18 protein-coding genes are annotated in these 23,620 nt (G+C 64.7%); all 18 read left to right on the forward strand.

The features are described 5' to 3' along the window. The 18 genes from ftsL to ligA all read left to right on the forward strand — a co-directional run bounded on the left by ftsL (position 1) and on the right by ligA (position 23,611). Entirely contained in the window at positions 1-375 is a 375-nt protein-coding gene (gene ftsL, locus C7441_RS11450) for a cell division protein FtsL (RefSeq protein WP_109612979.1), read from the forward strand. Then, on the forward strand, positions 372-2,084 hold the full coding sequence (locus C7441_RS11455) for a peptidoglycan D,D-transpeptidase FtsI family protein (protein WP_210205632.1): 1,713 nt from the start codon (positions 372-374) through the stop codon (positions 2,082-2,084). The genes ftsL and C7441_RS11455 overlap by 4 nt, the downstream gene beginning before the upstream one ends. A gap of 52 nt (positions 2,085-2,136) precedes the next feature. Then, positions 2,137-3,591 carry a UDP-N-acetylmuramoyl-L-alanyl-D-glutamate--2,6-diaminopimelate ligase gene (locus C7441_RS11460; RefSeq protein WP_109612981.1) on the forward strand — a complete coding sequence of 485 codons (1,455 nt, stop codon included), beginning with the start codon at positions 2,137-2,139 and terminating at the stop codon, positions 3,589-3,591. Continuing rightward, complete coding sequence (locus tag C7441_RS11465; RefSeq protein ID WP_109612982.1) at positions 3,588-5,024, forward strand: UDP-N-acetylmuramoylalanyl-D-glutamyl-2,6-diaminopimelate--D-alanyl-D-alanine ligase; 1,437 nt, start codon at positions 3,588-3,590, stop codon at positions 5,022-5,024. Before C7441_RS11460 ends, C7441_RS11465 begins: the two co-directional genes overlap by 4 nt. A gap of 20 nt (positions 5,025-5,044) precedes the next feature. Beyond that, positions 5,045-6,127, forward strand: a complete 1,083-nt coding sequence (mraY, locus tag C7441_RS11470) for a phospho-N-acetylmuramoyl-pentapeptide-transferase (protein WP_019171493.1) — start codon at positions 5,045-5,047, stop codon at positions 6,125-6,127. A 4-nt stretch (positions 6,128-6,131) separates the two neighbouring features. After that, positions 6,132-7,532: a UDP-N-acetylmuramoyl-L-alanine--D-glutamate ligase gene (murD, locus tag C7441_RS11475; protein ID WP_109612983.1), complete on the forward strand. Its 1,401-nt coding sequence runs from the start codon at positions 6,132-6,134 to the stop codon at positions 7,530-7,532. Beyond that, complete coding sequence (gene ftsW, locus C7441_RS11480; protein ID WP_109612984.1) at positions 7,532-8,689, forward strand: putative lipid II flippase FtsW; 1,158 nt, start codon at positions 7,532-7,534, stop codon at positions 8,687-8,689. Before murD ends, ftsW begins: the two co-directional genes overlap by 1 nt. A gap of 1 nt (position 8,690) precedes the next feature. Then, positions 8,691-9,818 carry an undecaprenyldiphospho-muramoylpentapeptide beta-N-acetylglucosaminyltransferase gene (murG, locus tag C7441_RS11485; protein ID WP_109612985.1) on the forward strand — a complete coding sequence of 376 codons (1,128 nt, stop codon included), beginning with the start codon at positions 8,691-8,693 and terminating at the stop codon, positions 9,816-9,818. Continuing rightward, positions 9,815-11,221 (forward strand): UDP-N-acetylmuramate--L-alanine ligase, encoded by a 1,407-nt coding sequence (murC, locus tag C7441_RS11490; protein ID WP_019171497.1) that lies wholly within the window; start codon positions 9,815-9,817, stop codon positions 11,219-11,221. The genes murG and murC overlap by 4 nt, the downstream gene beginning before the upstream one ends. Next, positions 11,218-12,183 (forward strand): UDP-N-acetylmuramate dehydrogenase, encoded by a 966-nt coding sequence (gene murB, locus C7441_RS11495; protein ID WP_109612986.1) that lies wholly within the window; start codon positions 11,218-11,220, stop codon positions 12,181-12,183. Before murC ends, murB begins: the two co-directional genes overlap by 4 nt. A gap of 270 nt (positions 12,184-12,453) precedes the next feature. Beyond that, entirely contained in the window at positions 12,454-13,380 is a 927-nt protein-coding gene (locus C7441_RS11500; RefSeq protein WP_109612987.1) for a D-alanine--D-alanine ligase, read from the forward strand. Beyond that, positions 13,368-14,297 carry a cell division protein FtsQ/DivIB gene (locus tag C7441_RS11505; RefSeq protein ID WP_170125094.1) on the forward strand — a complete coding sequence of 310 codons (930 nt, stop codon included), beginning with the start codon at positions 13,368-13,370 and terminating at the stop codon, positions 14,295-14,297. Before C7441_RS11500 ends, C7441_RS11505 begins: the two co-directional genes overlap by 13 nt. Continuing rightward, complete coding sequence (gene ftsA, locus C7441_RS11510) at positions 14,294-15,604, forward strand: cell division protein FtsA (protein WP_109612988.1); 1,311 nt, start codon at positions 14,294-14,296, stop codon at positions 15,602-15,604. The genes C7441_RS11505 and ftsA overlap by 4 nt, the downstream gene beginning before the upstream one ends. A 76-nt stretch (positions 15,605-15,680) precedes the next feature. Next, positions 15,681-17,378 carry a cell division protein FtsZ gene (gene ftsZ, locus C7441_RS11515; RefSeq protein ID WP_109612989.1) on the forward strand — a complete coding sequence of 566 codons (1,698 nt, stop codon included), beginning with the start codon at positions 15,681-15,683 and terminating at the stop codon, positions 17,376-17,378. Positions 17,379-17,662: 284 nt separating this feature from the next. Further along, positions 17,663-18,607, forward strand: coding sequence for a UDP-3-O-acyl-N-acetylglucosamine deacetylase (gene lpxC, locus C7441_RS11520; protein WP_109612990.1), 945 nt, complete (start codon positions 17,663-17,665; stop codon positions 18,605-18,607). A 171-nt stretch (positions 18,608-18,778) separates the two neighbouring features. Then, positions 18,779-19,648 (forward strand): outer membrane protein assembly factor BamD, encoded by an 870-nt coding sequence (locus tag C7441_RS11525; RefSeq protein ID WP_026060247.1) that lies wholly within the window; start codon positions 18,779-18,781, stop codon positions 19,646-19,648. Between the two features lie 14 nt (positions 19,649-19,662). Next, a complete protein-coding gene (gene recN / locus C7441_RS11530; RefSeq protein ID WP_109612991.1) occupies positions 19,663-21,342 on the forward strand; it encodes a DNA repair protein RecN in 1,680 nt (559 codons plus the stop codon). A gap of 115 nt (positions 21,343-21,457) precedes the next feature. Then, the gene (gene ligA, locus C7441_RS11535) at positions 21,458-23,611 is read left to right on the forward strand and encodes an NAD-dependent DNA ligase LigA (RefSeq protein WP_109612992.1); all 2,154 of its coding nucleotides are present in this window, start codon (positions 21,458-21,460) and stop codon (positions 23,609-23,611) included. The last annotated feature ends 9 nt before the right edge of the window (positions 23,612-23,620 follow it).

Below are 23,620 nucleotides of genomic sequence, written 5' to 3' on the forward strand. Positions count from 1 at the left end.
ATGTTTCGCACTACCGACATAGTTCTGATCGCGGTGATGGTTTCGGCGGCGGCCTTTACCTACAAGACCAAGCATGAGGCCGAGGCGGAACTGCTTGGCGTGCGCAAGATCGAGCAACAAATCCGCTTCGAGGAGGATTCCATCGATCTCCTCAAGGCTGACTGGAGCCTGCTGACGCAACCTTCGCGGCTGCAAAGCCTGGCGGAAACCTATCAGGACGAGCTGCAGCTCCAGACCGTCGATCCACGGCAGGTGGTGGGGCTGGATGATCTTCCGACACGCCCGGTCGAGATAGAGGATTTGTCGTCCAGGCCACTGGGCGGCATGGCGCAAAACGGCACGGATAAGGTGGTGACTGGAGCGGTTGTGAGATGATGAAGCTCTGGCGCAAGCGCCTTTCCAAGGCCGAGGCTTCCACCGCGTCCATCGTCGTCGATGGTGCCCGCAAGGCCACCGGCGGCCGCACGAAGAACCGCGTCGTGATGACCATGGCGGTGTTTTTCGGCATCTATGCCACCATCGCCGGGCGGCTGGTTTATCTTGGCATGCTCGAACCCGATGAGGGTTCCGGGCCGGTGTCGCGCGTGACGGCGTCGCGTCCCGACATCGTCGATCGCAACGGCGAGGTGCTGGCGACCGACATCAAGACCGCCTCGCTGTTTGCCGAGCCACGTCGCATCGTCGATGCCGACGAAGTGATCGAGAAGCTGTCCACCGTGCTGCCCGATATCGAGGTGGAGCAGACCTACAAGAAGCTGAAAAGTGGCGCGGGCTTTGTCTGGATCAAGCGCCAGCTCACGCCCAGGCAGCAGTCGGACATCATGGCGCTCGGCTTGCCCGGCATCGGCTTCCGCACCGAAAAGCGGCGCTTCTACCCCGGCGGCCCGACCGCATCGCACATTCTCGGCCTGACCAATATCGACAATCAGGGCATCGCCGGGATGGAAAAATATATCGACGATCAGGGACTTGCCGATCTCCAGGCCTCCGGCCTGGCGGTGGCCAAGGATCTGAAGCCCGTGCGGCTGTCGATCGACCTGCGCGTGCAGCACATCGTGCGCGACGAAGTGGCGAGCGCGCTGGAGAAGTATCATGCCATCGCGGCTGGCGCGGTGGTGCTCAACGTCAAGACCGGCGAAGTGCTGGCGATGGCCTCGGTGCCGGATTTCGATCCGAACAATCCGTACAACGCGCTCGACAAGGACAGGCTCAACCGCATGTCGGCGGGCGTCTACGAAATGGGCTCGACCATCAAGAGCTTCACCACGGCTATGGCGCTCGATTCCGGCAAGGTGACGCTCAACAGCACCTTCGACGCGACGCGACCGATCACCATCGGGCGCCAGACCATCCGTGACTTCCACGGCAAGGGCAGGGTTCTGACCGTGCCGGAAGTGTTCATCTATTCCTCCAATATCGGCTCGGCGCGCGAGGCCGACGTGGTCGGCATCGAAGGGCATCGCGAGTTCCTGAAGCGCGTGGGCCTGCTCGACCGCATGCAGACGGAACTGCCGGAAGTGGCGCGGCCGACCGAACCGAAGGTGTGGAAGAAGGTGCACTCGATCACCATCTCCTTCGGCCACGGCATGTCCACCACGCCGTTACAGACGGCTGTGGGAGCGGCGGCGCTGGTGAATGGCGGCTATCTGATGAACCCGACCTTCCTGCCGCGCACGCAGGAAGAGGCAATGGATGCGGCAAGGCAGGTGGTAAGCGCAAAGACCAGCCAGGACATGCGCTATCTCTATCTGCTCAATGCGGAGAAGGGTTCGGGCCGGCGCGCGGCTGTTCCCGGCTATCGCGTCGGCGGCAAGACGGGAACGGCTGAAAAGGTCGTCAACGGGCGCTATGCGAACAATGTTCGCTTCAATGCTTTCCTTGCCGCTTTCCCCATGGACGACCCACAATATGTAGTGCTCAGCATTGTCGATGAGCCCAAGCCCGAGAAGCCGGGCACGGGGGCGACGGCGGGTTTCAACGCCGCGCCGATCGTATCCAATATCATCCGGCGATCCGCTTCATTTCTTGGCGTGAAGCCCGAATTCGGCCATGAAAGTACAGCTACGCTGGTTTCCTACGATTGATTCTCGAGGCGCGCCGGCAAAGCGCGCCTTTGTTTGTAACGAACGGACCTCGATGAAACTGAAAGAGCTCGCCGGAATCCTGCCTGTCGAAGGGACTTTCCCCGACGAAGTGGAAACAGGCGGGGTGACTTCGGATTCCCGCCGGGTCGGCCCCGGCGACATCTTCGTGGCCCTGCAAGGCACCAAGGTCGACGGCACGGCCTACGCCGCCGACGCCGAAAAGCGTGGCGCGGCGGCCATCGTCGCCGGCAAGGATGCCGCGATCACTTCCGATCGGGTTCCGGTGATCCTGGTCGACGATCCGCGTCATGCGCTGGCCATGATGGCCGCGCGCTTTGCGGCGCGCCAGCCCGAGACCATGGTTGCGGTGACCGGCACCAGCGGCAAGACCTCGGTTGCCGCCTTCACGCGCCAGATCTGGGAGCAGGCGGGCCTTGCCGCCGCCAGCATCGGCACCACGGGCGTCGTCGCGCCGGGCCGCAACGAATATGGCTCGCTGACCACGCCCGATCCGGTCGAACTGCATCGCCTGCTGGCGGAACTCGCCGATGCGGGCGTTACCCATGCCTCCATGGAGGCCTCCAGTCACGGGCTGGACCAGCGCCGTCTGGATGGCGTGAAGCTCGCGGCCGGTGGCTTCACCAATCTCGGCCGCGACCACATGGATTATCACCCCACGGTCGAGGAGTATCACCGCGCCAAGCTGCGTCTGTTCGATGCGCTGCTGCCCAAGGGGGCGCCGGCGGTGATCTTCGCCGACGACAAATGGTCCGCGCCCACCATCGAAGCGGCCCGCGTTGCCGGCGTGAACGTGCTGACGGTCGGTCGCCACGGCGACTTCCTGCAGATCAAGCGGGTCGAGCATGGGCGCTTCCGCCAGCAGGTCGAGATCGAAGCTGACGGCGTGTTCTACGAGATAGACCTGCCATTGGCCGGCGATTTCCAGGTCTGCAATGCGCTCGTCGCCGCTGGTCTTGCCATCTCGACGGGAACGCCGACCGCGAAAGCGCTGGCCGCGCTCGAGAAGCTCCAGGGCGCGCCGGGCCGGCTCGACCTGGTCGGCACGACCGCCGAGGGCGCTCCCGTCTATGTCGATTACGCGCACAAGCCCGATGCGCTGGAAAATGTGCTGGCATCCGTGCGCCCGTTCACTACCGGGCGTGTCGTCGTGGTGTTCGGCTGCGGCGGCGACCGTGACCGCGGCAAGCGCCCGATCATGGGCGAGATCGCCACGCGGCTGGCGGACGTCGCTATCGTGACCGACGACAATCCGCGCTCGGAAGTGCCCAAGGAAATTCGCGCGGCGATCCTGGCCGCGGCCCCCGGCGCCATCGAGATCGGCGACAGGCGGCAGGCGATTCGCGAGGCGGTGGCGATGCTGCACGCAGGCGATACGCTGATCGTGGCGGGCAAGGGACACGAGGAAGGGCAGACGGTAGGTGCCGAGACGCTTCCGTTCTCGGATCATGAAGAGGTGCGGCGGGCTCTGAAGGAGCATACTGCATGAATTTGCTATGGACTTCGGATGCGCTTGTTGCCGCCATGGACGGCCGCCCCCTCGGGCATCTGCCGAGAGGCGTGAGCGGCATTTCCATCGACAGCCGCTCGCTGCAGCCGGGTGACGCATTTTTCGCCATCAGGGGCGAAACCATGGACGGCCACGACTTCGCCACCGCCGCCGTGAAGGCGGGCGCGGTGCTGCTGGTCGTGTCGGAGGAGAAGCTGCCGGCGCTCGGCCGGCTGACCGCGCCGATGATCGTGGTGCCCGATGTGCTGGAGGCACTTGAAAAGCTGGGCATCGCCGCGCGCGACCGCGCGCAGGCCCGAATCGTTGCCGTGACCGGCTCCGTCGGCAAGACCAGCACCAAGGAAGCGCTGCGCCACGGTCTCTCGGCGGTGGGCAGCGTCCATGCTTCGGCCGCTTCCTTCAACAACCATTGGGGTGTGCCGCTGACGCTCGCTCGTATGCCGGCGGAATGCGACTATGCCGTGTTCGAGATCGGCATGAACCACGAAAACGAAATCCGCCCGCTGGTGAAGATGGTGCGCCCGCATGTCGCCATCGTCACCTCGATCGCCCCGGCACATCTCGGCCATTTCAACAGCATGGACGACATCGCCCGCGCCAAGGCCGAGATTTTCGAGGGGCTGGAGCCGGGCGGAACGGCGCTGCTCAATCGCGATGACGGACGCTTCAGGCTGCTGGACGAACTCGCGCGTCAGGCCGGCGTGAAAAAGGTCATCGGCTATGGCGAGAACGCCAAGGCGCAGGTGCGCCTCACCAATTTCGTGCTGCATGCCGACCATTCGATCATGACGGCCGATGTCGATGGACAGGAAGTGGCCGCCAAGATCGGCGCGCCCGGCCGCCATGTCGTCCAGAATGTGCTTGCCGTTCTCGGCACCGCGAAGCTGGTGGACGCCGATGTCGCCCGCGTCGCGCTGGCGATGGGCGATCTGGTGCCCGAGCGCGGCCGCGGGCGACGGCATAAATTGCGGTTGCCGGGCGGCACCTTCACGCTCATCGATGAAAGCTATAACGCCAATCCGGCGTCCATGAAGGCCGCGATGTCGCTGCTGGAAGCGACTCCCGTGGAGCCGGGCGCGCGCCGCATCGCGGTGCTGGGCGACATGCTCGAACTCGGCGACCATTCCTCCAGGCTGCACGGCGCGCTCGCCGACCTCATCGCCAAGACGAGCACCGACCTTGTGTTTCTGGCCGGCCCGGAAATGCGGGCGCTGGCCGATCGGCTGCCCGAGGAATTCCCGGCCGAGCATCGCGCCAATGGCGAGGAACTGAGGCTGGTGCTGATGCAGGCGATCCGGCCGGGCGATGTCGTCATGGTGAAGGCATCGAAAAGCATCGGTTTCGCAAAACTGGTCGACGCGCTCATGGAGCGGTTTCCGGAAGCTGCGGGAAACGCCACTCAACACGGATAATGGTTCTGGAAACGCCCAAGATGCTAACCCTGCTCGTCGAATTCTCGGACCATTTCTCGGTCTTCAACGTCTTTCGCTACATCACGTTCCGCACCGGCGGCGCGCTGATCACGGCGGCGCTGATCGTTTTCATCTTCGGACCGACGATCATCGATTCCCTGCGCCTGCGGCAAGGTCGCGGCCAGCCGATCCGTGCCGATGGCCCGCAGACCCATTTCAAGAAAGCCGGCACGCCGACCATGGGCGGGCTGATGATCCTGTCGGGCATCGTCGGCTCGTCGCTGCTGTGGGCCAATATCACCAGCGTCTATGTATGGACGGTGCTGCTGGTTACGCTCGGCTTCGGCGCCATCGGCTTCTATGACGACTATCTCAAGGTCACCAAGCAGTCGCATCTGGGCTTTTCGGGCAAGGCGCGGCTCGGCATCGAGTTCCTGATCGCGGCTGTTGCCGGCTGGGTAATCATGCATGCGGGGCAGGCGCCGTTCTCGTCTTCGCTGACCTTCCCCTTTGTCAAGGATTTCCTGATCAACCTCGGCTGGTTCTTCATACCCTTCGCCTGCTTCGTCATCGTCGGCGCAGGCAACGCGGTGAACCTGACCGATGGGCTCGACGGCCTCGCCATCGTGCCGATCATGATCGCGGCCGCCTCCTTCGGCGTCATCGCCTATCTTTCGGGCAACGCGGTCTTCGCCGAATATCTGCAGATTCACTTCGTGCCCGGCACCGGCGAACTGGCGGTGATCCTCGGCGCGGTGATCGGCGCGGGTCTCGGCTTCCTCTGGTTCAATGCGCCGCCCGCCGCCATCTTCATGGGCGACACCGGCTCGCTGGCGCTGGGCGGCCTCATCGGCACCGTGGCGGTCGCCACCAAGCACGAGATCGTGCTTGCCATCATCGGCGGCCTGTTCGTCATGGAGGCGCTGTCGGTCATCATCCAGGTCGGCTTCTTCAAGATGACCGGCCGGCGCGTGTTCCTGATGGCGCCGATCCACCATCATTTCGAGAAGCTCGGCTGGACCGAAAGCCAGGTGGTGATCCGCTTCTGGATCATTGCCGTGATGCTTGCCCTGATCGGCCTTTCGACCCTCAAGCTGCGGTAAACCCATGATAGCAGCACGCTCTTTCGGCGGCAGACGCATAGCCCTCTTCGGGCTCGGCGGCTCGGGTGTCGCCACCGCCCGTTCGCTCATCGAGGGGGGAGCCGAGGTTCTTGCCTGGGACGACAACCCCGAAAGCGTGGTGAAAGCCGAGGCGGAAGGCATCGTTACCGGCGATCTGCGGCAGGCCGACTGGAACGGCTTCGCCTCCTTCGTGCTTTCGCCGGGCGTGCCGCTGACGCATCCCAAGCCGCACTGGACGGTCGAACTGGCGCGCGCGGCGGGCGTCGAGGTGATCGGCGACGTCGAACTTTTCGCGCGCGAGCGCACGGCCGGCGCGCCGGAAGCGCCTTTCATTGCCATCACCGGCACCAACGGCAAGTCGACCACCACGGCCCTGACCGCCCATATCATCGCGGCTTCGGGTCGCGATGCGCAGATGGGCGGCAATATCGGCCGGGCGGTGATGACGCTCGATCCGCTGCGGGCCGACCGGAACTATGTGGTCGAATGCTCGTCCTACCAGATCGACCTCGCACCCTCGATCAACCCGACCGCGGGCGTGCTGCTCAACCTGACGCCGGACCATCTCGACCGGCACGGCACGATGCAGCACTATGCCTCCATCAAGGAACGGCTGGTGGCAGGCAGCAACACGGCTATCATCGGGGTGGACGACGTCTATTGCGCGCAGATTGCCGACCGCCTCGAAAAGGCCGGCAAGGAAGTCGTGCGCATTTCCAAGCGCCTGCCGCTGACCGACGGCTATTTCGCCGACGGCCAGGACCTGATGGAAGCCAGCCACGGGCGCTACAGCCGCATCGGCTTCCTGGAGGGCATCGGCTCGCTTCGCGGACAGCACAATGCGCAGAACGCGCTGGCTGCGGTGGTCGCCTGCCTCAAGGTCGGCCTCGATCTCGGGGAAATCCAGTCCGGATTGGAAAGCTTCCCCGGCCTGGCGCACCGCATGGAGCAGGTGGGGCGCAGGGACCATGTGCTGTTCGTCAATGATTCCAAGGCAACCAACGCCGATGCTTCCGCGCCGGCGCTGTCGAGCTTCTCGCGCATCTACTGGATTGCCGGCGGATTGCCCAAGGAGGGCGGCATCGAGCCGTTGCGCGGGCTGTTCCCGCGCATCGCCAAGGCCTATCTGATCGGCGAGGCCGCGCCTGCCTTCTCCGCCACGCTCGGCGAGGCGGTGCCCTACGAGATTTCCGGCACGCTGTCGGCCGCGGTCGAGCACGCCGCCCACGATGCCGCCCTCGACGATGGCGGCGAAGCGGTGGTGCTGCTCTCGCCGGCCTGTGCGAGTTTCGACCAGTTCAAGAATTTCGAAGTGCGCGGCGACGCCTTCCGGGAAGCGGTGGCCGCGATCGACAAGGTCAAGCCGATCGGAGGGACACGATAATGGCAAGCAGCCGTCTGGACAGAAGCCCGGTTGCCGTCTGGTGGCGGACGGTGGACCGCTGGTTTCTCGCCGCCTTCCTGCTCCTGATGGGGTTGGGCATCGTGCTTTCCTTCGCGGCGAGCCCGGCCGTGGCCGAGCGTATCGGCCTCGACAGCTTCCACTTCGCGACGCGCCAGATCTTCTTCACCCTGCCTGCGCTGGCGGTGATGATCGCGGTGTCCTTCCTCGAGGCGCGCGAGGTGCGGCGCATGGCGCTTCTCATGCTGTGCATAGCGCTGGTGCTGATGGTGGCGGTTCTGTTCATCGGCGTCGAGGTCAAGGGCGCGCGGCGCTGGGTATCCTTCGCCGGCGTCTCGATCCAGCCTTCAGAATTCCTGAAGCCGGCCTTCGTCATCGTCTGCGCGTGGCTGTTTGCAGAGCATTCGCGGCATCCCGACATTCCAGGCAACCTGTTTGCCGTCATCCTGCTGGGACTGGTGCTGGCATTGCTCGTGGCGCAGCCGGACCTCGGCCAGACCATGCTGGTGCTGGGCACATGGGGCGTGATGTTCTTCATGGCCGGAATGCCGTGGCTATGGATTATCGTGCTGGGCGCGCTCGGCGTCGGCGGGGCGCTGGCGGCCTATACGGTCTTTCCGCACGTGGCGGGCCGTATCGACCGCTTCCTCACCGGCGAGGGCGATACGTTCCAGGTCGATATGGGCCGCGAGGCGGTGATCAATGGCGGCTGGTTCGGCGTCGGGCCGGGCGAGGGCACGGTCAAGCGGGTGATCCCGGACAGTCATGCCGACTTCGTTTTCGCCGTGGCCGGCGAGGAGTTCGGCGTCATCATGTGCATGCTGATCATGGTGCTGTTCGCCTTCATCGTGCTGCGGGGCCTGAACATCGCGCTCAAGGAGCATGACGATTTCACCCGTTATGCGGTGGCGGGGCTTGTCGTGGTGTTCGGCCTGCAGTCCGTCATCAACATGGGTGTCAATCTCCAGCTCATGCCGGCCAAGGGCATGACGCTGCCCTTCATCTCCTATGGCGGCTCTTCGCAGATCGCCATTGCAATCTCGATGGGCATGGTGCTTGCGTTGACGCGCAAACGGCCGGCGCGGCGCAAGTCGCTCGGCTTTCCGGAGTTTTCCAAGCATGCCGTAGCGGCGGAGTGAAATGGCAAGAAAGATCGCATTGCTCGCCGCCGGCGGAACCGGCGGCCATCTTTTTCCGGCCGAGGCGCTGGCGCATGAGTTGAAAGCGCGTGGTTGGGAGATCCATCTCGCCACCGACGACCGCGCCGGCCGCTATGCCGGCAATTTTCCGGCTTCGGCCATCCACCCCATCGCATCGGCGACCATCGGCTCGCGCAACCCGCTGAAGCTGGCGTCGTCGTTCTGGACGATCTGGCGTGGTTTTCGCCAGTCCTCCGACCTCATCCGGCGGATCAATCCCGCCGTTGCCATCGGCTTCGGCGGCTATCCGACGCTGCCGCCGCTTTATGCCGCCACGCGGCGCGGCGTGCCTTCGCTGGTGCATGAGCAGAATGCGGTGATGGGGCGCGCCAACAAGGCGCTCGCCTCGCGCGTGACGGCGATTGCCGGCGGCTTCCTCGGCGAGCAGGCCAGCACCTATGCCGACAAGACGATCGTGACGGGCAATCCGGTGCGTCCCGCCGTGCTCGATGCGGCGCGCGGCGGTTACCGGCCATCGGGGGCGGGGGAGCCGTTCCGGCTGCTCGTCTTCGGCGGCAGCCAGGGCGCGCAGTTCTTCTCCGATGCCGTGCCGCCGGCGATCGCGGCGCTGCCGGAGCCTCTGCGCAAGCGCCTCAGCATCGTGCAGCAGGCGCGGGCGGAAGGTGTCGGCCGCGTCATGGCGGCCTATGCCGAACTGGGAATAGAGGCGCATGTGTTGCCTTTCTTTCCGGACATGGCGGCGCGCATCGCGGAGGCGCATCTGGTGATCGCGCGCTCGGGCGCTTCCACCGTCTCCGAAATCGCAGCGATCGGTCGCCCGGCGCTGCTGGTGCCTTATCCCTACGCGCTCGATCACGACCAGGCGGCGAACGCCGCCACACTGGCGCAACTCGGCGGTGCCGAAGTGCATGCCCAGACAGCGCTTTCGGTGGAGGGGCTTTCGGCGCTGATCGGTTCTCTCATGACCGATCCGGATCGGCTGAACGCGATGGCCGCCGCCGCGAAGACGGCCGGCAAGCCGGATGCCGTGCGGTTGCTTGCCGATCTCACAGAGGCTATTGCGGCGCGCAGACCCATAGACAAGATCAAGGAAGAGTTGCAGCCATGAAGATGCCCCAAACGATCGGCCTCGTGCACTTCATCGGCATCGGTGGCATCGGCATGAGCGGCATCGCCGAGGTGCTGCACAATCTCGGCTACAAGGTGCAGGGATCGGACCAGGCCGAGAGCCCGAACGTCCAGCGTCTGCGCGAGAAAGGCATCGAGTGCTTCGTCGGCCATCGCGCCGAGAATATCGGCGAAGCCGAGGTGGTGGTGGTTTCCACCGCGATCAGGAAATCAAACCCGGAACTGGTGGCTGCGCGCGAAAAGCTGCTGCCCATCGTGCGCCGTGCGGAAATGCTGGCCGAGCTGATGCGCTTCCGACAGGCCATCGCCATCGGCGGCACGCATGGCAAGACGACGACCACGTCGATGGTGGCCACGCTGCTGGAGGCCGGCGGGCTCGACCCGACCGTCATCAATGGCGGCATCATCAACGCCTATGGCACCAATGCCCGCATGGGCGAGGGCGAATGGATGGTGGTTGAAGCCGACGAGAGTGACGGCACCTTTCTCAAGCTGCCGGCCGACATCGCGGTCGTCACCAATATCGATCCCGAGCATCTCGACCACTATGGCTCCTTCGACAAGGTGCGCGATGCGTTCCGCCAGTTCGTCGAGAACGTGCCGTTCTATGGCTTCGGCGTGATGTGCACCGACCACCCGGAAGTGCAGGCGCTGGTTTCGCGCATCGACGATCGCCGCGTCGTGACCTATGGCGAGAACGCGCAGGCGGACGTTCGCTTCATCAATCATCGCATGGATGGCGCGGCCTCGCTGTTCGACGTGGTCATCCGCAACCGTAAGACGGGCGAGCGCACGGCGATAGGCGATCTGCGCCTGCCGATGCCCGGCCGCCATAACGTCTCCAACGCGACGGCGGCGATTGCCGTCGCGCACGAGCTTGGGCTTTCGCATGAGGATATCCGCAAGGGCCTGTCCTCCTTCGGCGGCGTCAAGCGGCGCTTCACGCCGACCGGCAGCTGGAACGGCGTCAGCGTGTTCGATGATTACGGGCACCATCCGGTGGAGATCAAGGCGGTGCTGAGGGCCGCGCGCGACGCCTGCCAGGGGCGCGTCATCGCCATTGCCCAGCCGCACCGCTTCACGCGCCTGCACGATCTGATGGACGATTTTGCCGCCTGCTTCAACGATGCCGATACGGTCATGGTGGCTCCGGTCTATACGGCCGGCGAAGATCCGATCGACGGCGTCAACTCCGAGGCGCTGGTGTCGCGCATCCGCGCCGGAGGTCATCGCGATGCCCGCTATATCGACGGGCCCGCGGCGATCGCCCCGACTGTGCGCGACCTTGCCCAGCCGGGGGATTTCGTCGTCTTCCTGGGCGCCGGTAACATCACGCAATGGGCTTATGCGCTGCCGAAGGAGCTCGGCGGGGAGGCGGCATGAGCAGGGGCGAGGAGCTGATCGCAAGGCTCGGCGACAGGCTTTCGGGCCTGCGCGGCCGGCTCACGCCGGATGCCGAGATGGAGAAGATCACCTGGTTTCGCGCCGGTGGTACGGTCGATGCGCTGTTCCAGCCGGCCGACGAGGAGGACCTTGCGGCCTTCCTGCGCGCGGTGCCGGAGGAAATACCGGTCACGGTGGTCGGCATCGGTTCCAACCTTCTGGTGCGCGAGGGCGGCTTGCGGGGCTTTGTCGTGCGGCTTTCGGCCAGGGGATTCGGCGAGGCCGAAGCAGTGTCGCCGACGCGGATCAGGGCCGGTGCTGCCGCGCCGGACAAACGTGTCGCGGCGGTGGCGCTGGAGGCCGGCATTGGCGGTTTCCATTTCTATCACGGCATTCCGGGCGGCATCGGCGGCGCGCTGCGCATGAATGCCGGCGCCAACGGCGTGGAAACGCGAGAGCGTGTCGTGGAGGTCCGTGCGCTCGACCGGCAGGGCAATCTGCACGTCCTGTCCAATGCCGACATGGGCTATTCCTATCGCCATTCCTCGGTGCCTGCCGAACTGATCTTCACCTCGGCGCTGTTCGAGGGCTATCCGGAAGATCGCGAGAAGATCCGTGCCGAAATGGACGCGGTCCAGCACCATCGCGAGACGGTGCAGCCGATCCGCGAGAAGACGGGCGGCTCGACCTTCAAGAATCCGGACGGAACGTCGGCCTGGAAGGAGATCGACAAGGCCGGTTGCCGGGGCCTGATGATCGGCGGCGCGCAGATGTCGCCCATGCACTGCAACTTCATGATCAACACCGGCACTGCCAGCGGCTACGATCTGGAGCATCTGGGCGAAACGGTGCGCGCGCGCGTCCTGGAAACTTCCGGCATCAGGCTGCACTGGGAAATCAGGCGTATCGGCGATTTCAGGCCGGGGCGCGAGGTGCAGGAATTTCTGGGTCAACTTTTGTAACAAAGTTTCGCGCTCACGCGGCAAGACAGGGCTCGCGCGCAGTGTTTGCGGGTCAATCGACTCAATTTATCGAAAATTTGAATCTTCTTGAATCCGAAGGGCTTGTCACGGAATCAACTCTCTGATTCTTTGGACTAAAGCGTTTCCTGATTTGAGTCGTAACGGCGCGGCTGACGCGTTTTCCGTCTGGAGGGGTTCCTGCCGGAAGACTTGGACTCATTTCAGGGAAATGTGTGATTTGGATGCCCGTGGAGAGGGAAATTGCGGGATATGGCTGCAAAGCATGTGGCGGTGTTGATGGGAGGGTTTTCCTCCGAACGGCCCATCTCCCTGTCGTCAGGGAAGGCCTGCGCCGAGGCGCTTGAGCAGGCCGGCTATCGCGTCACCCGCGTCGATGTGGATCGCAATGTCTCTTCCGTTCTGGCCGGGTTGAAGCCGGATGTGGCCTTCAACGCCCTGCATGGGCCGTTCGGCGAGGATGGCACGATCCAGGGCATCCTGGAATATCTCGAAATCCCCTATACCCACTCCGGTGTGCTGGCCTCCGCGCTGGCAATGAACAAGGAGAAGGCCAAGAAGGTCGCCGCTGCCGCCGGCATTCCGGTTGCGCAGTCGCGCGTGATGAGCCGCTTCGATATAGGCGGCAAGCATCCGATGCGGCCGCCTTATGTGGTCAAGCCGGTCAATGAAGGGTCGAGCTTCGGCGTCGTGATCGTGCAGGAGGATCAGTCGCATCCGCCGCAGGTCATCGGTTCGTCGGAGTGGAAATATGGCGAAGTCGTCATGGTCGAGCGTTACGTGCATGGCCGCGAGCTGACCTGCGCGGTGATGGGCGATGTTGCGCTCGGTGTGACCGAGATCATCCCGACCGGACATTCCTTTTACGATTACGATTCAAAATATGTTCCGGGGGGCTCAAAACACGAATGCCCCGCGAAAGTTTCACCGAATATTTACCAAAAAATACAGACACTGGCACTCAAGGCTCATCAGGCAATTGGGTGCCGGGGCGTCTCCCGGTCGGACTTCCGCTACGACGATCGCCATTCGGAAAATGGCGAGGTCGTGTGGCTTGAAGTGAATACCCAGCCGGGCATGACGCCGACGTCTCTGGTGCCGGAAATCGCCGCGCAAGCGGGGCATTCATTTGGTGAATTGTTGAGTTGGATTGTGGAGGACGCTTCGTGTTTGCGTTGAGGTCGGGGCATATGAGAAGGGTAGGGGCGGCCAGGTCCGGGCTGTTCGGCATATTCTTCTCGGCTGACGGCTTTGTGCTGCCGCGCTGGTTGCGCAAGCCGGCTCGCGTCCTTGCGCGCCTGTTCAAGGGCGACTTCACGCCGCCGCGCTTCGCGGCGACCGTTTCCTCCGGCGTCTTCCTGGCGGGTTGCCTGGCCTATGGCACTTATGAGGGTGGTCACACGCCGGCCGTGGTGCAGGCGATCACGGCGCGCAGCGGTTTTGCCGTCGATCAGGTCAAGGTGGTCGGTCATCGCGAGACCTCCGAAATCGATGTGCTCGACAAGCTGGAGCTCGATGGCTGGACCTCGCTGATCGGCTTCGATGCCGAAAAGGCACGCGCGCGCATCGCCACGCTTCCGTGGGTCGAGGAAGCTTCGGTCCGCAAGATCTATCCCGACGCGCTGGAAGTTAAGATCGAGGAGCGCAAACCGTTCGCCGTGTGGCAGCACGAGAACGAGCTTTCGGTCGTGGAGAAGGATGGTCGCGTGATCGCGCCGTTCACCGGCGGGCGTCATGTCGCCCTGCCGCTGGTGGTGGGCTATGGCGCCGCGCAGCAGGCAGCCGGCTTCCTCGAAAAGGTTCAGCGCTACCCGGAGCTGGCCGGTCGCGTGAAGGGTTATGTTCGCGTCGCCGAGCGCCGCTGGAATCTGTGGCTGGAAAACGGCATCACGGTGAAGCTGCCCGAGGATGGCGAGGATGCGGCGCTGGCCGATCTCGTCAGGATGGACCGCGATATGGGGTTGCTGTCGCGTGACATCGCGGCCGTCGATATGCGGCTGGGTGATCGTCTTGTCGTTCAGTTGACGCCGGACGCCGTCGAGCGTCGCGAAGCCGCGCTGAAGGCAGCCAAGGGCAAGCCGGGGAGAAGGATATGAGTTTGCTCGGCGGTCGAAATGATGCCTCGTCGCGCCGCTCCGGCATCGTAACCGTTCTGGATGTCGGCTCGAGCAAGGTCTGCTGCATCGTCGCCAAGCTCCGGCCGGCGGCAGAGGGTCAGCTTTTGCGCGGCCGCACCCATCAGGCAAAGGTCATTGGCATCGGGCACCAGAAGTCGCAGGGCGTGAAGTCCGGGCTGGTGGTCGATCTGGATCGTGCCGAGCATGCCATCCGGCTGGCGGTGGATGCGGCCGAGCGCATGGCCGGGCTGACGGTGGACTCGCTGATCGTCAACCTGACGGCCGGCCGGCTGAAGAGCCAGACCTTTTCCGCCACCATCAATCTTGGCGGCCACGAAGCTTCGGCAGGCGACATCAAGCGCGTGCTCGCCGCCGGCGCCAAGCAGGCACTGCGCGCCGAGCGTGAGGTGGTGCATGCGCTGCCGGTTGCGTTTTCGCTGGATGCCGAGCGTGGCGTGCGCGACCCCAGCGGCATGGTGGGCGAGACGCTCGGCGTCGATATGCATGTGCTGACGGGTGATGCCGCGCCCATGCGCAATCTCGAACTGTGCATCAACCGCTCGCATCTCTCCGTCGAGCGTGTGGTCGCGACGCCTTATGCGAGCGGCCTGGCGGCACTGGTGGACGACGAGCTGGAAATGGGCGCCGCCTGCATCGACATGGGCGGCGGCACCACCACGATCTCGGTCTTTGCCGATGGCAAGTTCGTCTATGCGGACGCCATTCCGGTGGGCGGCAATCACGTCACCATGGATATGGCCAAGGGCCTCTCGACGCGTCTGGAAGACGCCGAGCGGCTGAAGGTCATGCACGGCTCGGCACTGCCTGCCGGCTCGGACGACCGCGATCTCGTCACCATCCAGCCGATCGGCGCCGACGAGGCGGAAGTGCCGCTTCAGGTGCCGCGCTCGGTGATGACGCGCATCATCCGCGCCCGCATCGAGGAGACGCTGGAGATCCTGCGCGACCGGCTGAACAAGTCGGGCTACGGCAATGCCGTGGGCAAGCGTGTGGTGCTGACTGGCGGCGCCAGCCAGCTTGCCGGGCTGCCGGAGGCGGCGCGGCGCATTCTGGGTCGCAATGTGCGGATCGGACGTCCGCTCGGCGTGGCCAGCCTGCCGGAAGCGGCCAAGGGGCCGGCCTTCGCGGCAGCGGTCGGTCTGTTGATCTATCCGCAGGTGGCAAGTTTCGAGATCAACCAGATCAGCAGCGTTTCCCGGTTCCGTATGACCGGGACAGGCGGGAGACTGCATCGCATGAGTCAGTGGTTGAAAGACAGTTTCTAGAGTTTGACGGGGTATCCCCAATAGACAATGGCGGCCGCAGCGGCGCAGCGGTGGGAAAGGCAAAAGGACGAGGATTATGACGATCAATCTGCAGAAGCCGGACATTACCGAGCTCAAGCCAAGGATCACCGTGTTCGGTGTCGGCGGCGGTGGCGGCAACGCCGTCAACAACATGATCACCGCGGGGCTTCGCGGCGTCGAGTTCGTGGTGGCGAACACCGACGCGCAGGCGCTGAGCATGACCAAGGCCGATCGCCTCATCCAGCTCGGCGCGCATGTCACCGAGGGCCTGGGCGCCGGTTCGCAGCCTGAAGTCGGTCGCGCCGCCGCCGAGGAGTGCATCGACGAGATCATCGACCATCTGTCGAATACCCATATGTGCTTCGTCACCGCCGGCATGGGCGGCGGCACCGGCACGGGTGCCGCTCCCGTCGTTGCCCGCGCCGCCCGCGAGAAGGGCATCCTCACCGTCGGCGTCGTCACCAAGCCGTTCCACTTCGAGGGCCAGCGCCGCATGAAGACGGCCGATCTGGGCATCGAGGAACTGCAGAAGTGCGTGGACACGCTGATCGTGATCCCGAACCAGAACCTGTTCCGCCTCGCCAACGACAAGACCACCTTTGCCGACGCCTTCGCCATGGCCGACCAGGTGCTCTATTCGGGCGTTGCCTGCATCACCGACCTGATGGTCAAGGAAGGCCTCATCAACCTCGACTTCGCCGACGTGCGCTCGGTGATGCGCGAGATGGGCAAGGCCATGATGGGCACCGGTGAAGCTTCGGGCGAGGGCCGTGCGATGGCTGCGGCCGAGGCGGCGATCGCCAACCCGCTGCTCGACGAGACCTCGATGAAGGGCGCCAAGGGCCTGCTGATCTCCATCACCGGCGGCCGCGACCTCACCCTGTTCGAGGTGGACGAGGCGGCGACCCGCATCCGCGAGGAAGTCGATCAGGACGCCAACATCATCCTGGGCGCGACCTTCGACGAAGAGCTCGAAGGCGTCATCCGGGTGTCGGTCGTGGCTACCGGCATCGACAAGTCGGCGGCCGAGATTGCCGCCACGCCGATCGCCATCCGCGCGCCCGTGAAGCCTGTGCAGCAGCAGCGCCCGGCTGCCGCCATGCCTGAACCCCGCCCGGCGGTGATGGCTCCGGTGCAGGAAGCGCCGCGCATGGAAGCCCGTCCGGTCGATCCGGTCGCCGATGCCATCCGTGCCGCCGAAGCGAATGCCGCCGCCATGGCCGCGGCGCGTCCGGCTCCGGCCGCCGAGGAATTCCGCCCGCAGAGCAAGCTGTTCCAGGCACCGCCGCAGCCGGTGCAGCCGCAGCCCGTCCTGCAGCAGCCGCAGCCTGTGGCCGCGCCGCAGCCGGCTCCGGTCATGCAGCAGCAGCCCGTGCAGCCGATGCCGGCCGCGCCGCGCATGCCGCGCGTCGAGGATTTCCCGCCGCTGGTGCAGGCCGAGGTGGAAGCCAAGACCCGTCCGGTTGCAGAGCAGCACCATGAGGACCGTGGTCCGATGGGCCTGCTGAAGCGCCTGACCAACGGCCTGACCCGTCGCGAGGAAGAGCCCGCCCGCCTGCAGCCCGCGCAGCCGCGCGAGCCCAAGCTGCGCCAGCAGGCTCCGGAAATGCGCCGCGTCAGCCAGGATCCGTCGCTCTATGCGCCGCGCCGTGGCCAGCTCGACGACCAAGGCCGACTGGCGCCGCAGCAGCGCTCGCACCAGGACGACGACCAGCTCGAGATTCCGGCGTTCCTGCGCAGGCAGGCAAACTGACCGCTTGACGGTGGTTGCAAGATGAAATGGGGGCGGGCAGTCGATGCTCGCCCCTTTGCGTTTGAAAGTCTCGCATAAACAAGAGGTTGGAAGATCGATCGGCGAATGCCGTCCCGTTACATAGGGTAAAAAACCGTGATTTGGACTCTCCTGACGTCGTCATTATGTTCCGGCCATCATGGACACGGTGGTGAGAATCGATTGGGGACGCGTTCCTCCCACCGGCATAAACCGCAGACCGCATCTTCTTATCGGACTATCGCGGACATGGGCTAAACGGGCACATGGGGACTTATTTGTACGACTATCAGACGACGCTGAAGTCGCGCGTGACGCTGTCGGGCGTCGGCGTTCATAGCGGCAAGCCGGTCTCGGTGACCTTCCTGCCGGCCGATGCCGATACGGGCATCGTGTTTCATTCGGCGAACGAGCCGGGCCGCGAACTGCGCGCCCTGTCTTCCGAGGTCGGTTCGACTGATCTGTGCACGCTTCTTGGCGACCCGGCCGGCTTCCATGTCGGCACGGTCGAGCATGTCATGGGCGCGCTCTTCGGCATCGGCATCGACAATCTGGTTGTCGAGATCGACGGCAACGAAGTGCCGATACTCGACGGCAGCGCCATCCGCTTCGTGGAGGCGTTCGAGCAGGCGGGCATCGAGGTTCAATCCGCGCGCCGCCGCTATATCCGCGTGCTGAAGCCGGTTCGCATCGACTCGGGCGCTTCGTGGGCCGAGTTCCGCCCGCATAACGGTACCCGTTTCGAGGTTGAGATCGACTTCGCCAGCGCGGCCATCGGGCGTCAGTCCTTCAAGGCCGATATGTCGGCGGAACTGTTCCGCAACGAGATCGCGCGTGCGCGCACCTTCGGTTTCCTGAAGGATGTCGAGCCGCTCTGGGCGGCCGGCTATGCGCTCGGTTCCTCGCTGGAGAACTCGGTGGTGATCGGCGACGACAGCCGTGTCATCAACATGGAAGGCCTGCGCTATCCGGACGAATTCGCCCGCCACAAGACGCTCGACGCCATGGGCGATCTCGCGCTTGCCGGTGCGCGCTTCCTGGGCTGCTTCCGGTCCTATCGCGGCGGTCACAAGCTCAATGCCACGGCACTGCGTGCGCTGCTGTCGGATCGCACCGCCTTCGAAATCGTCGAAGCGACGCGCCGCGACCGTGGCCGCTCGATCGAGATGGTGGCGGTCAGCTCGCCGGTCTACGCGCCCTGGACGCTCTGAGGCACAGGCGGGATAGTTGCATCCCGGCAACGGTCCACGGCAGAGCTGCCCGTGCCACAGCCGCGCCACAAAATTGCACGATTGGCTGGCGATAGCGTTGCCGTTGGGCGGCAGTTGTGATCTATGACAGCGGCCGTCGAGTATAAAACGCCGAAAGGGCAGAATCGGATCATGGTTTTTCAGCGAGCTGCACAGTCCAAACAGCCGGCGCGCGCTGCCTTTCTGGCGCTGTCGGTGATTTCAGCCCCGCTTTTCCTTTCGGCCTGCATGTCTTCGGAAAAGGATATCGATCTCTCGACCTATGTCGAGCAGACCGAGCCGGCCGACGTGCTTTACAATCAGGGCCTGGCGAATATGAATGCCGGCCGCCTGAAGGAAGCCAGCCGCAAGTTCGAGGCGGTCGATCGCCAGCATCCCTATTCGGAATATGCGCGCAAATCGATGGTCATGGGTGCCTTCGCCAACTACCGGCAGGGCAATTATGACGATGCCGTCAACTCGGCCAAGCGCTATCTGGCGCTCTATCCCTCCACGACCGATGCGGCCTATGCGCAATACATCATCGGCCTCAGCTATTTCCGCCAGATCCGCGACGTGACGCAGGACCAGAAGGAATCGCGCCGCGCCATCGAGGCGATGCAGGAGGTGGTCACGCGCTGGCCCGATTCCGAATATGTCGAGGACGCCAAGGAAAAGATCCGCTTCGCGCGCGACCAGCTTGCGGGCAAGGAAATGCAGATCGGCCGCTACTATCTGGAGCGGCGCGAATATATCGCCGCGATCAAGCGTTTCCGCTATGTCGTGGAAAATTATTCGAATACGCGTCAGGTCGAGGAGGCGCTCGCACGCCTGACCGAAGCCTATTATGCGATGGGCCTGACTTCGGAGGCGCAGACTGCTGCGGCCGTTCTGGGGCAGAACTACCCCGACAGCCAGTGGTACAAGGATTCCTACAAGCTTCTGCAATCCGGCGGATTGGAGCCGCGTGACAACGCGGGCTCGTGGCTATCCAAGGCCGGAAAGCTGATCACCGGCGCATGACATAGCAGGCGTCGATGCTTTCGAGGCTGTCGATCCGCGATATTGTTCTGATCGAAAGGCTGGATATCGATTTTTCGACCGGCCTTTCGGTGCTGACCGGTGAAACCGGCGCGGGAAAATCCATCCTTCTGGATTCGCTGTCGCTTGCGCTCGGCGCGCGCGGCGATGCTTCGCTTGTGCGCCACGGCGCCACGCAGGGGCAGGTTTCGGCGGTGTTCGATGTGCCGCGCAACCATCCGGCGCGGCAAATCCTGGCCGACAACGCCATCGAGGACGATGGCGACATAATCCTGCGCCGCGTGCAGTCCGCGGACGGGCGCACCCGCGTCTTCGTCAACGACCAGCCTTCCAGCGTCACGCTGATGCGCGATATCGGTCGCGCGCTGGTGGAAATCCACGGCCAGCATGATGACCGCGCGCTGGTGGATGCCGGCGCGCATCGCGACGTGCTCGACACCTTCGGCGGCTATCTGGGCGAGGTGCGCGCCTGCGCCGAAACCTGGCGCCAGTGGCGCGATTGCGAGCAGGAACTGGCGCGCCATCGCGCCCGCGTCGAAGCGGCCGCGCGTGAGGCGGATTATCTGCGCGCCGCCGTGGCGGAACTCACCCAACTCGACCCGCAACCGGGCGAGGAGGAGGAGCTTGCCGAAATCCGCACTTCGATGATGCGGGCAGAAAAGATCGCGAGCGAAATCCAGGATGCGCAGGACGTGCTGTCCGGCTCCAATTCGCCGCTGCCGCAGCTTGCCAGCCTGCTTCGGCGCCTGCAGCGCAAGGCGGCCGAGGTGCCGGGCCTGCTGGACGATGTCGTGACCTCGCTGGACGAGGCGATGCTCTCGCTCGATGCGGCGCAATCCGGTGTCGATGCGGCCTTGCGCGCCACCGAATACGATCCGCAGCGGCTGGAGAAGGCCGAGGAGCGGCTGTTTGCGCTGCGCGCGGCCTCGCGCAAGCACAATGTGCCGGTGGACGATCTGGCGCGGTTGCGCGACACCATGGCCGCCGATCTTTCCGATCTCGACGCCGGCGAAGAACGGCTGGTTGCGCTGGAAAAGCAGGCTGCGGTTTCGCGCGATGCCTATGACGGCGTGGCCGCGCATCTTTCGGAACTGCGCAAGTCGGCGGCAATCGCCCTGCGCAACGCCGTGATGGCCGAATTGCCGGCGCTGAAGCTGGAACGTGCCGAGTTCATCGTGGAGATGAGCGCCGAGCCGGACAACCGGCAGCAGGAAGGCATCGACCAGATCGAGTTCTGGGTGCGTACCAATCCGGGCACCAAGCCCGGCCCGATGATGAAGATCGCTTCCGGCGGCGAACTGTCGCGTTTCCTGCTGGCGCTGAAGGTTGCGCTGGCCGATCGCGGCTCGGCGCCCACGCTGGTCTTCGACGAGATCGACACGGGCGTGGGCGGCGCGGTGGCCGATGCCATCGGCCAGAGGCTGTCGCGTCTTTCCAGCAAGGTGCAGGTACTGTCCGTCACGCATGCGCCGCAGGTCGCGGCGCGCGCGGGCACGCATTTCCTGATCGCCAAGTCGGGCGGCGCCGAACAGGTTTCCACCAGCATCGCCGAAATGGACCGGGCCTCGCGGCAGGAAGAGATCGCGCGCATGCTGGCAGGCGCGACCATCACCGAGGAAGCGCGCGCGGCCGCCGAGCGACTGTTGCGCGAAAATGCCGGGGCCGCCGCGTCCTGATCGCCTCGTTGTCAGGATCTTTTGCATCCCAATCTCTTTTCACCGAAAGCCTGCTGCCCTGCCGTTGCATGTTGGGGTAGTGTGGCGCCCTGCCATTCAGCCGGATTCGCACACCATGTCCGACATGACAAAACCCGTTGAAGACCTGACCGAAGCGGAAGCTGCGGCGGAGCTTGCCCGCCTTGCCGCCGAGATTGCCGAGAACGACAGGCTTTATCATCTCCAAGATGCGCCGAAGATTTCGGACGCCGACTACGATGCCATGCGCCTGCGCAACGCTGCAATCGAGGCGCGGTTTCCGGAACTGGTGCGCTCGGATTCGCCATCGCTCAAGGTGGGGGCTACGCCCTCGGCCGCCTTCACGCAGGTGGTCCACGCGGTGCCCATGCTGTCGCTCGACAACGTCTTCACAGACGGCGACGTTCTGGATTTTATCGCGAGCGTGCGGCGCTTTCTGGCATGGCCTGCGGATCAGGAACTGGTCTTCACCGCCGAGCCGAAGATCGACGGGCTTTCCATGTCGCTGCGCTATGAGAACCGGCGGCTGGTGACGGCGGCCACGCGCGGCGACGGCACCACGGGCGAGAACGTCACAGCCAATATCCGCACCATCGCCGAGATTCCGCAGCATTTGCCGGCGGATGCGCCCGATGTGGTGGAGGTGCGCGGCGAGGTTTATATGCGCCGCGACGATTTCTTCGCGCTCAACCAGCGCATGGCCGAGACCGGGCAGGTATTTGCCAATCCGCGCAATTCGGCCGCCGGCAGCCTGCGCCAGAAGGACCCGGAGGTCACGCGCTCGCGGCCACTGAAATTCTTCGCCTATGCCTGGGGCGAGACGAGCGATCCGCTTGGCGAGACGCAATATGACGTCGTGCAGCGCTTCGGCCAATGGGGCTTTGCCATCAACGGCCTGATGGCCCGCTGCAAGTCGATCGAGGAAATACTGGAGCACTATCTCGGCATCGAGGAGCAGCGCTCCGAACTGCCCTATGACATTGACGGTGTCGTCTACAAGGTTGACCGGCTCGACCTGCAGGAGCGGCTGGGCTTCCGCTCGCGCAGCCCGCGCTGGGCGACGGCGCACAAATTCGCCGCCGAGAAGGCGACCACCGTGCTTACCGGCATCGACATTCAGGTCGGCCGCACCGGCGCGCTGACGCCGGTGGCGCGGCTGCATCCGGTGACGGTCGGCGGCGTGGTGGTGACCAATGCCACGCTGCACAATGAGGACTATATCCGGGGCATCGGCAACAGCGGCCAGCCGATCCGTGACGGGCGCGACATCCGCGTGGGCGATACGGTGCTGGTCCAGCGCGCGGGCGACGTGATCCCGCAAATCCTCGACGTGGTGCTGGAAAAGCGCCCGGCCGATGCGCAGCCTTACGTGTTTCCCGATCGCTGCCCTGTCTGCCACAGCCATGCCGTGCGCGAGGAAGGGGAGGCGGTGCGGCGCTGCACCGGCGGCCTGATCTGTGCGGCGCAGGCCGTGGAGCGACTGCGCCACTTCGTGTCGCGCAACGCGCTGGACATCGAGGGCCTTGGCGAAAAGCAGATCGAGTTCTTCTTCAACGCCGAAGACCGGGCGCTGAGCATCCGCTCGCCGGCCGACATCTTCACGCTCAAGGCGCGGCAGGCGACATCGCTGACCAAGCTGGAGAATATCGAGGGCTTCGGCGCCGTCTCGGTGCGCAAGCTGTTCGCGGCCATCGACGATCGCCGGCAGGTGGAGTTTTCGCGCTTCCTGTTCGGGCTCGGCATCCGCCATGTCGGCGAAACCAATGCCAAGCGCATCGCACGGCATTTCCTGAGCTTCACCGCCTTCCGCGCTACTGCCGAAAGCGCGGTCATGCCCGAGGGCAAGGGCGATCCCGGCAATGCCGCATGGCAGGAACTGAACGGCATCAACGGCATCGGCGCGGTGGTGGCCGAGGCGGTGGTGGAGTTCTTTGCCGAAGAACACAACCAGCAGGTGCTCAATGCCCTGCTGGCGGAGGTGACGCCGCTCGACGAGCAGCCGGTCGGGCAGGTTTCCTCGCCGGTCGCGGGCAAGACGGTGGTGTTCACCGGGGCGCTGGAACGCATGTCGCGTGACGAGGCCAAGGCCATGGCCGAGAAATTCGGCGCCAAGGTGGCCGGCTCAGTGTCGAAGAAGACGGATCTGGTGGTGGCGGGGCCGGGAGCCGGCTCCAAGCTCAAACTCGCCACCGAACTCGGCATCGAGGTTATCGACGAGGATGCCTGGTTCGAGCGGGTGGGACGGAACTGACGGACAATT

This window comes from Pseudaminobacter salicylatoxidans, assembly GCF_003148475.1.
Classification (GTDB): Bacteria; Pseudomonadota; Alphaproteobacteria; order Rhizobiales; family Rhizobiaceae; genus Pseudaminobacter; species Pseudaminobacter salicylatoxidans.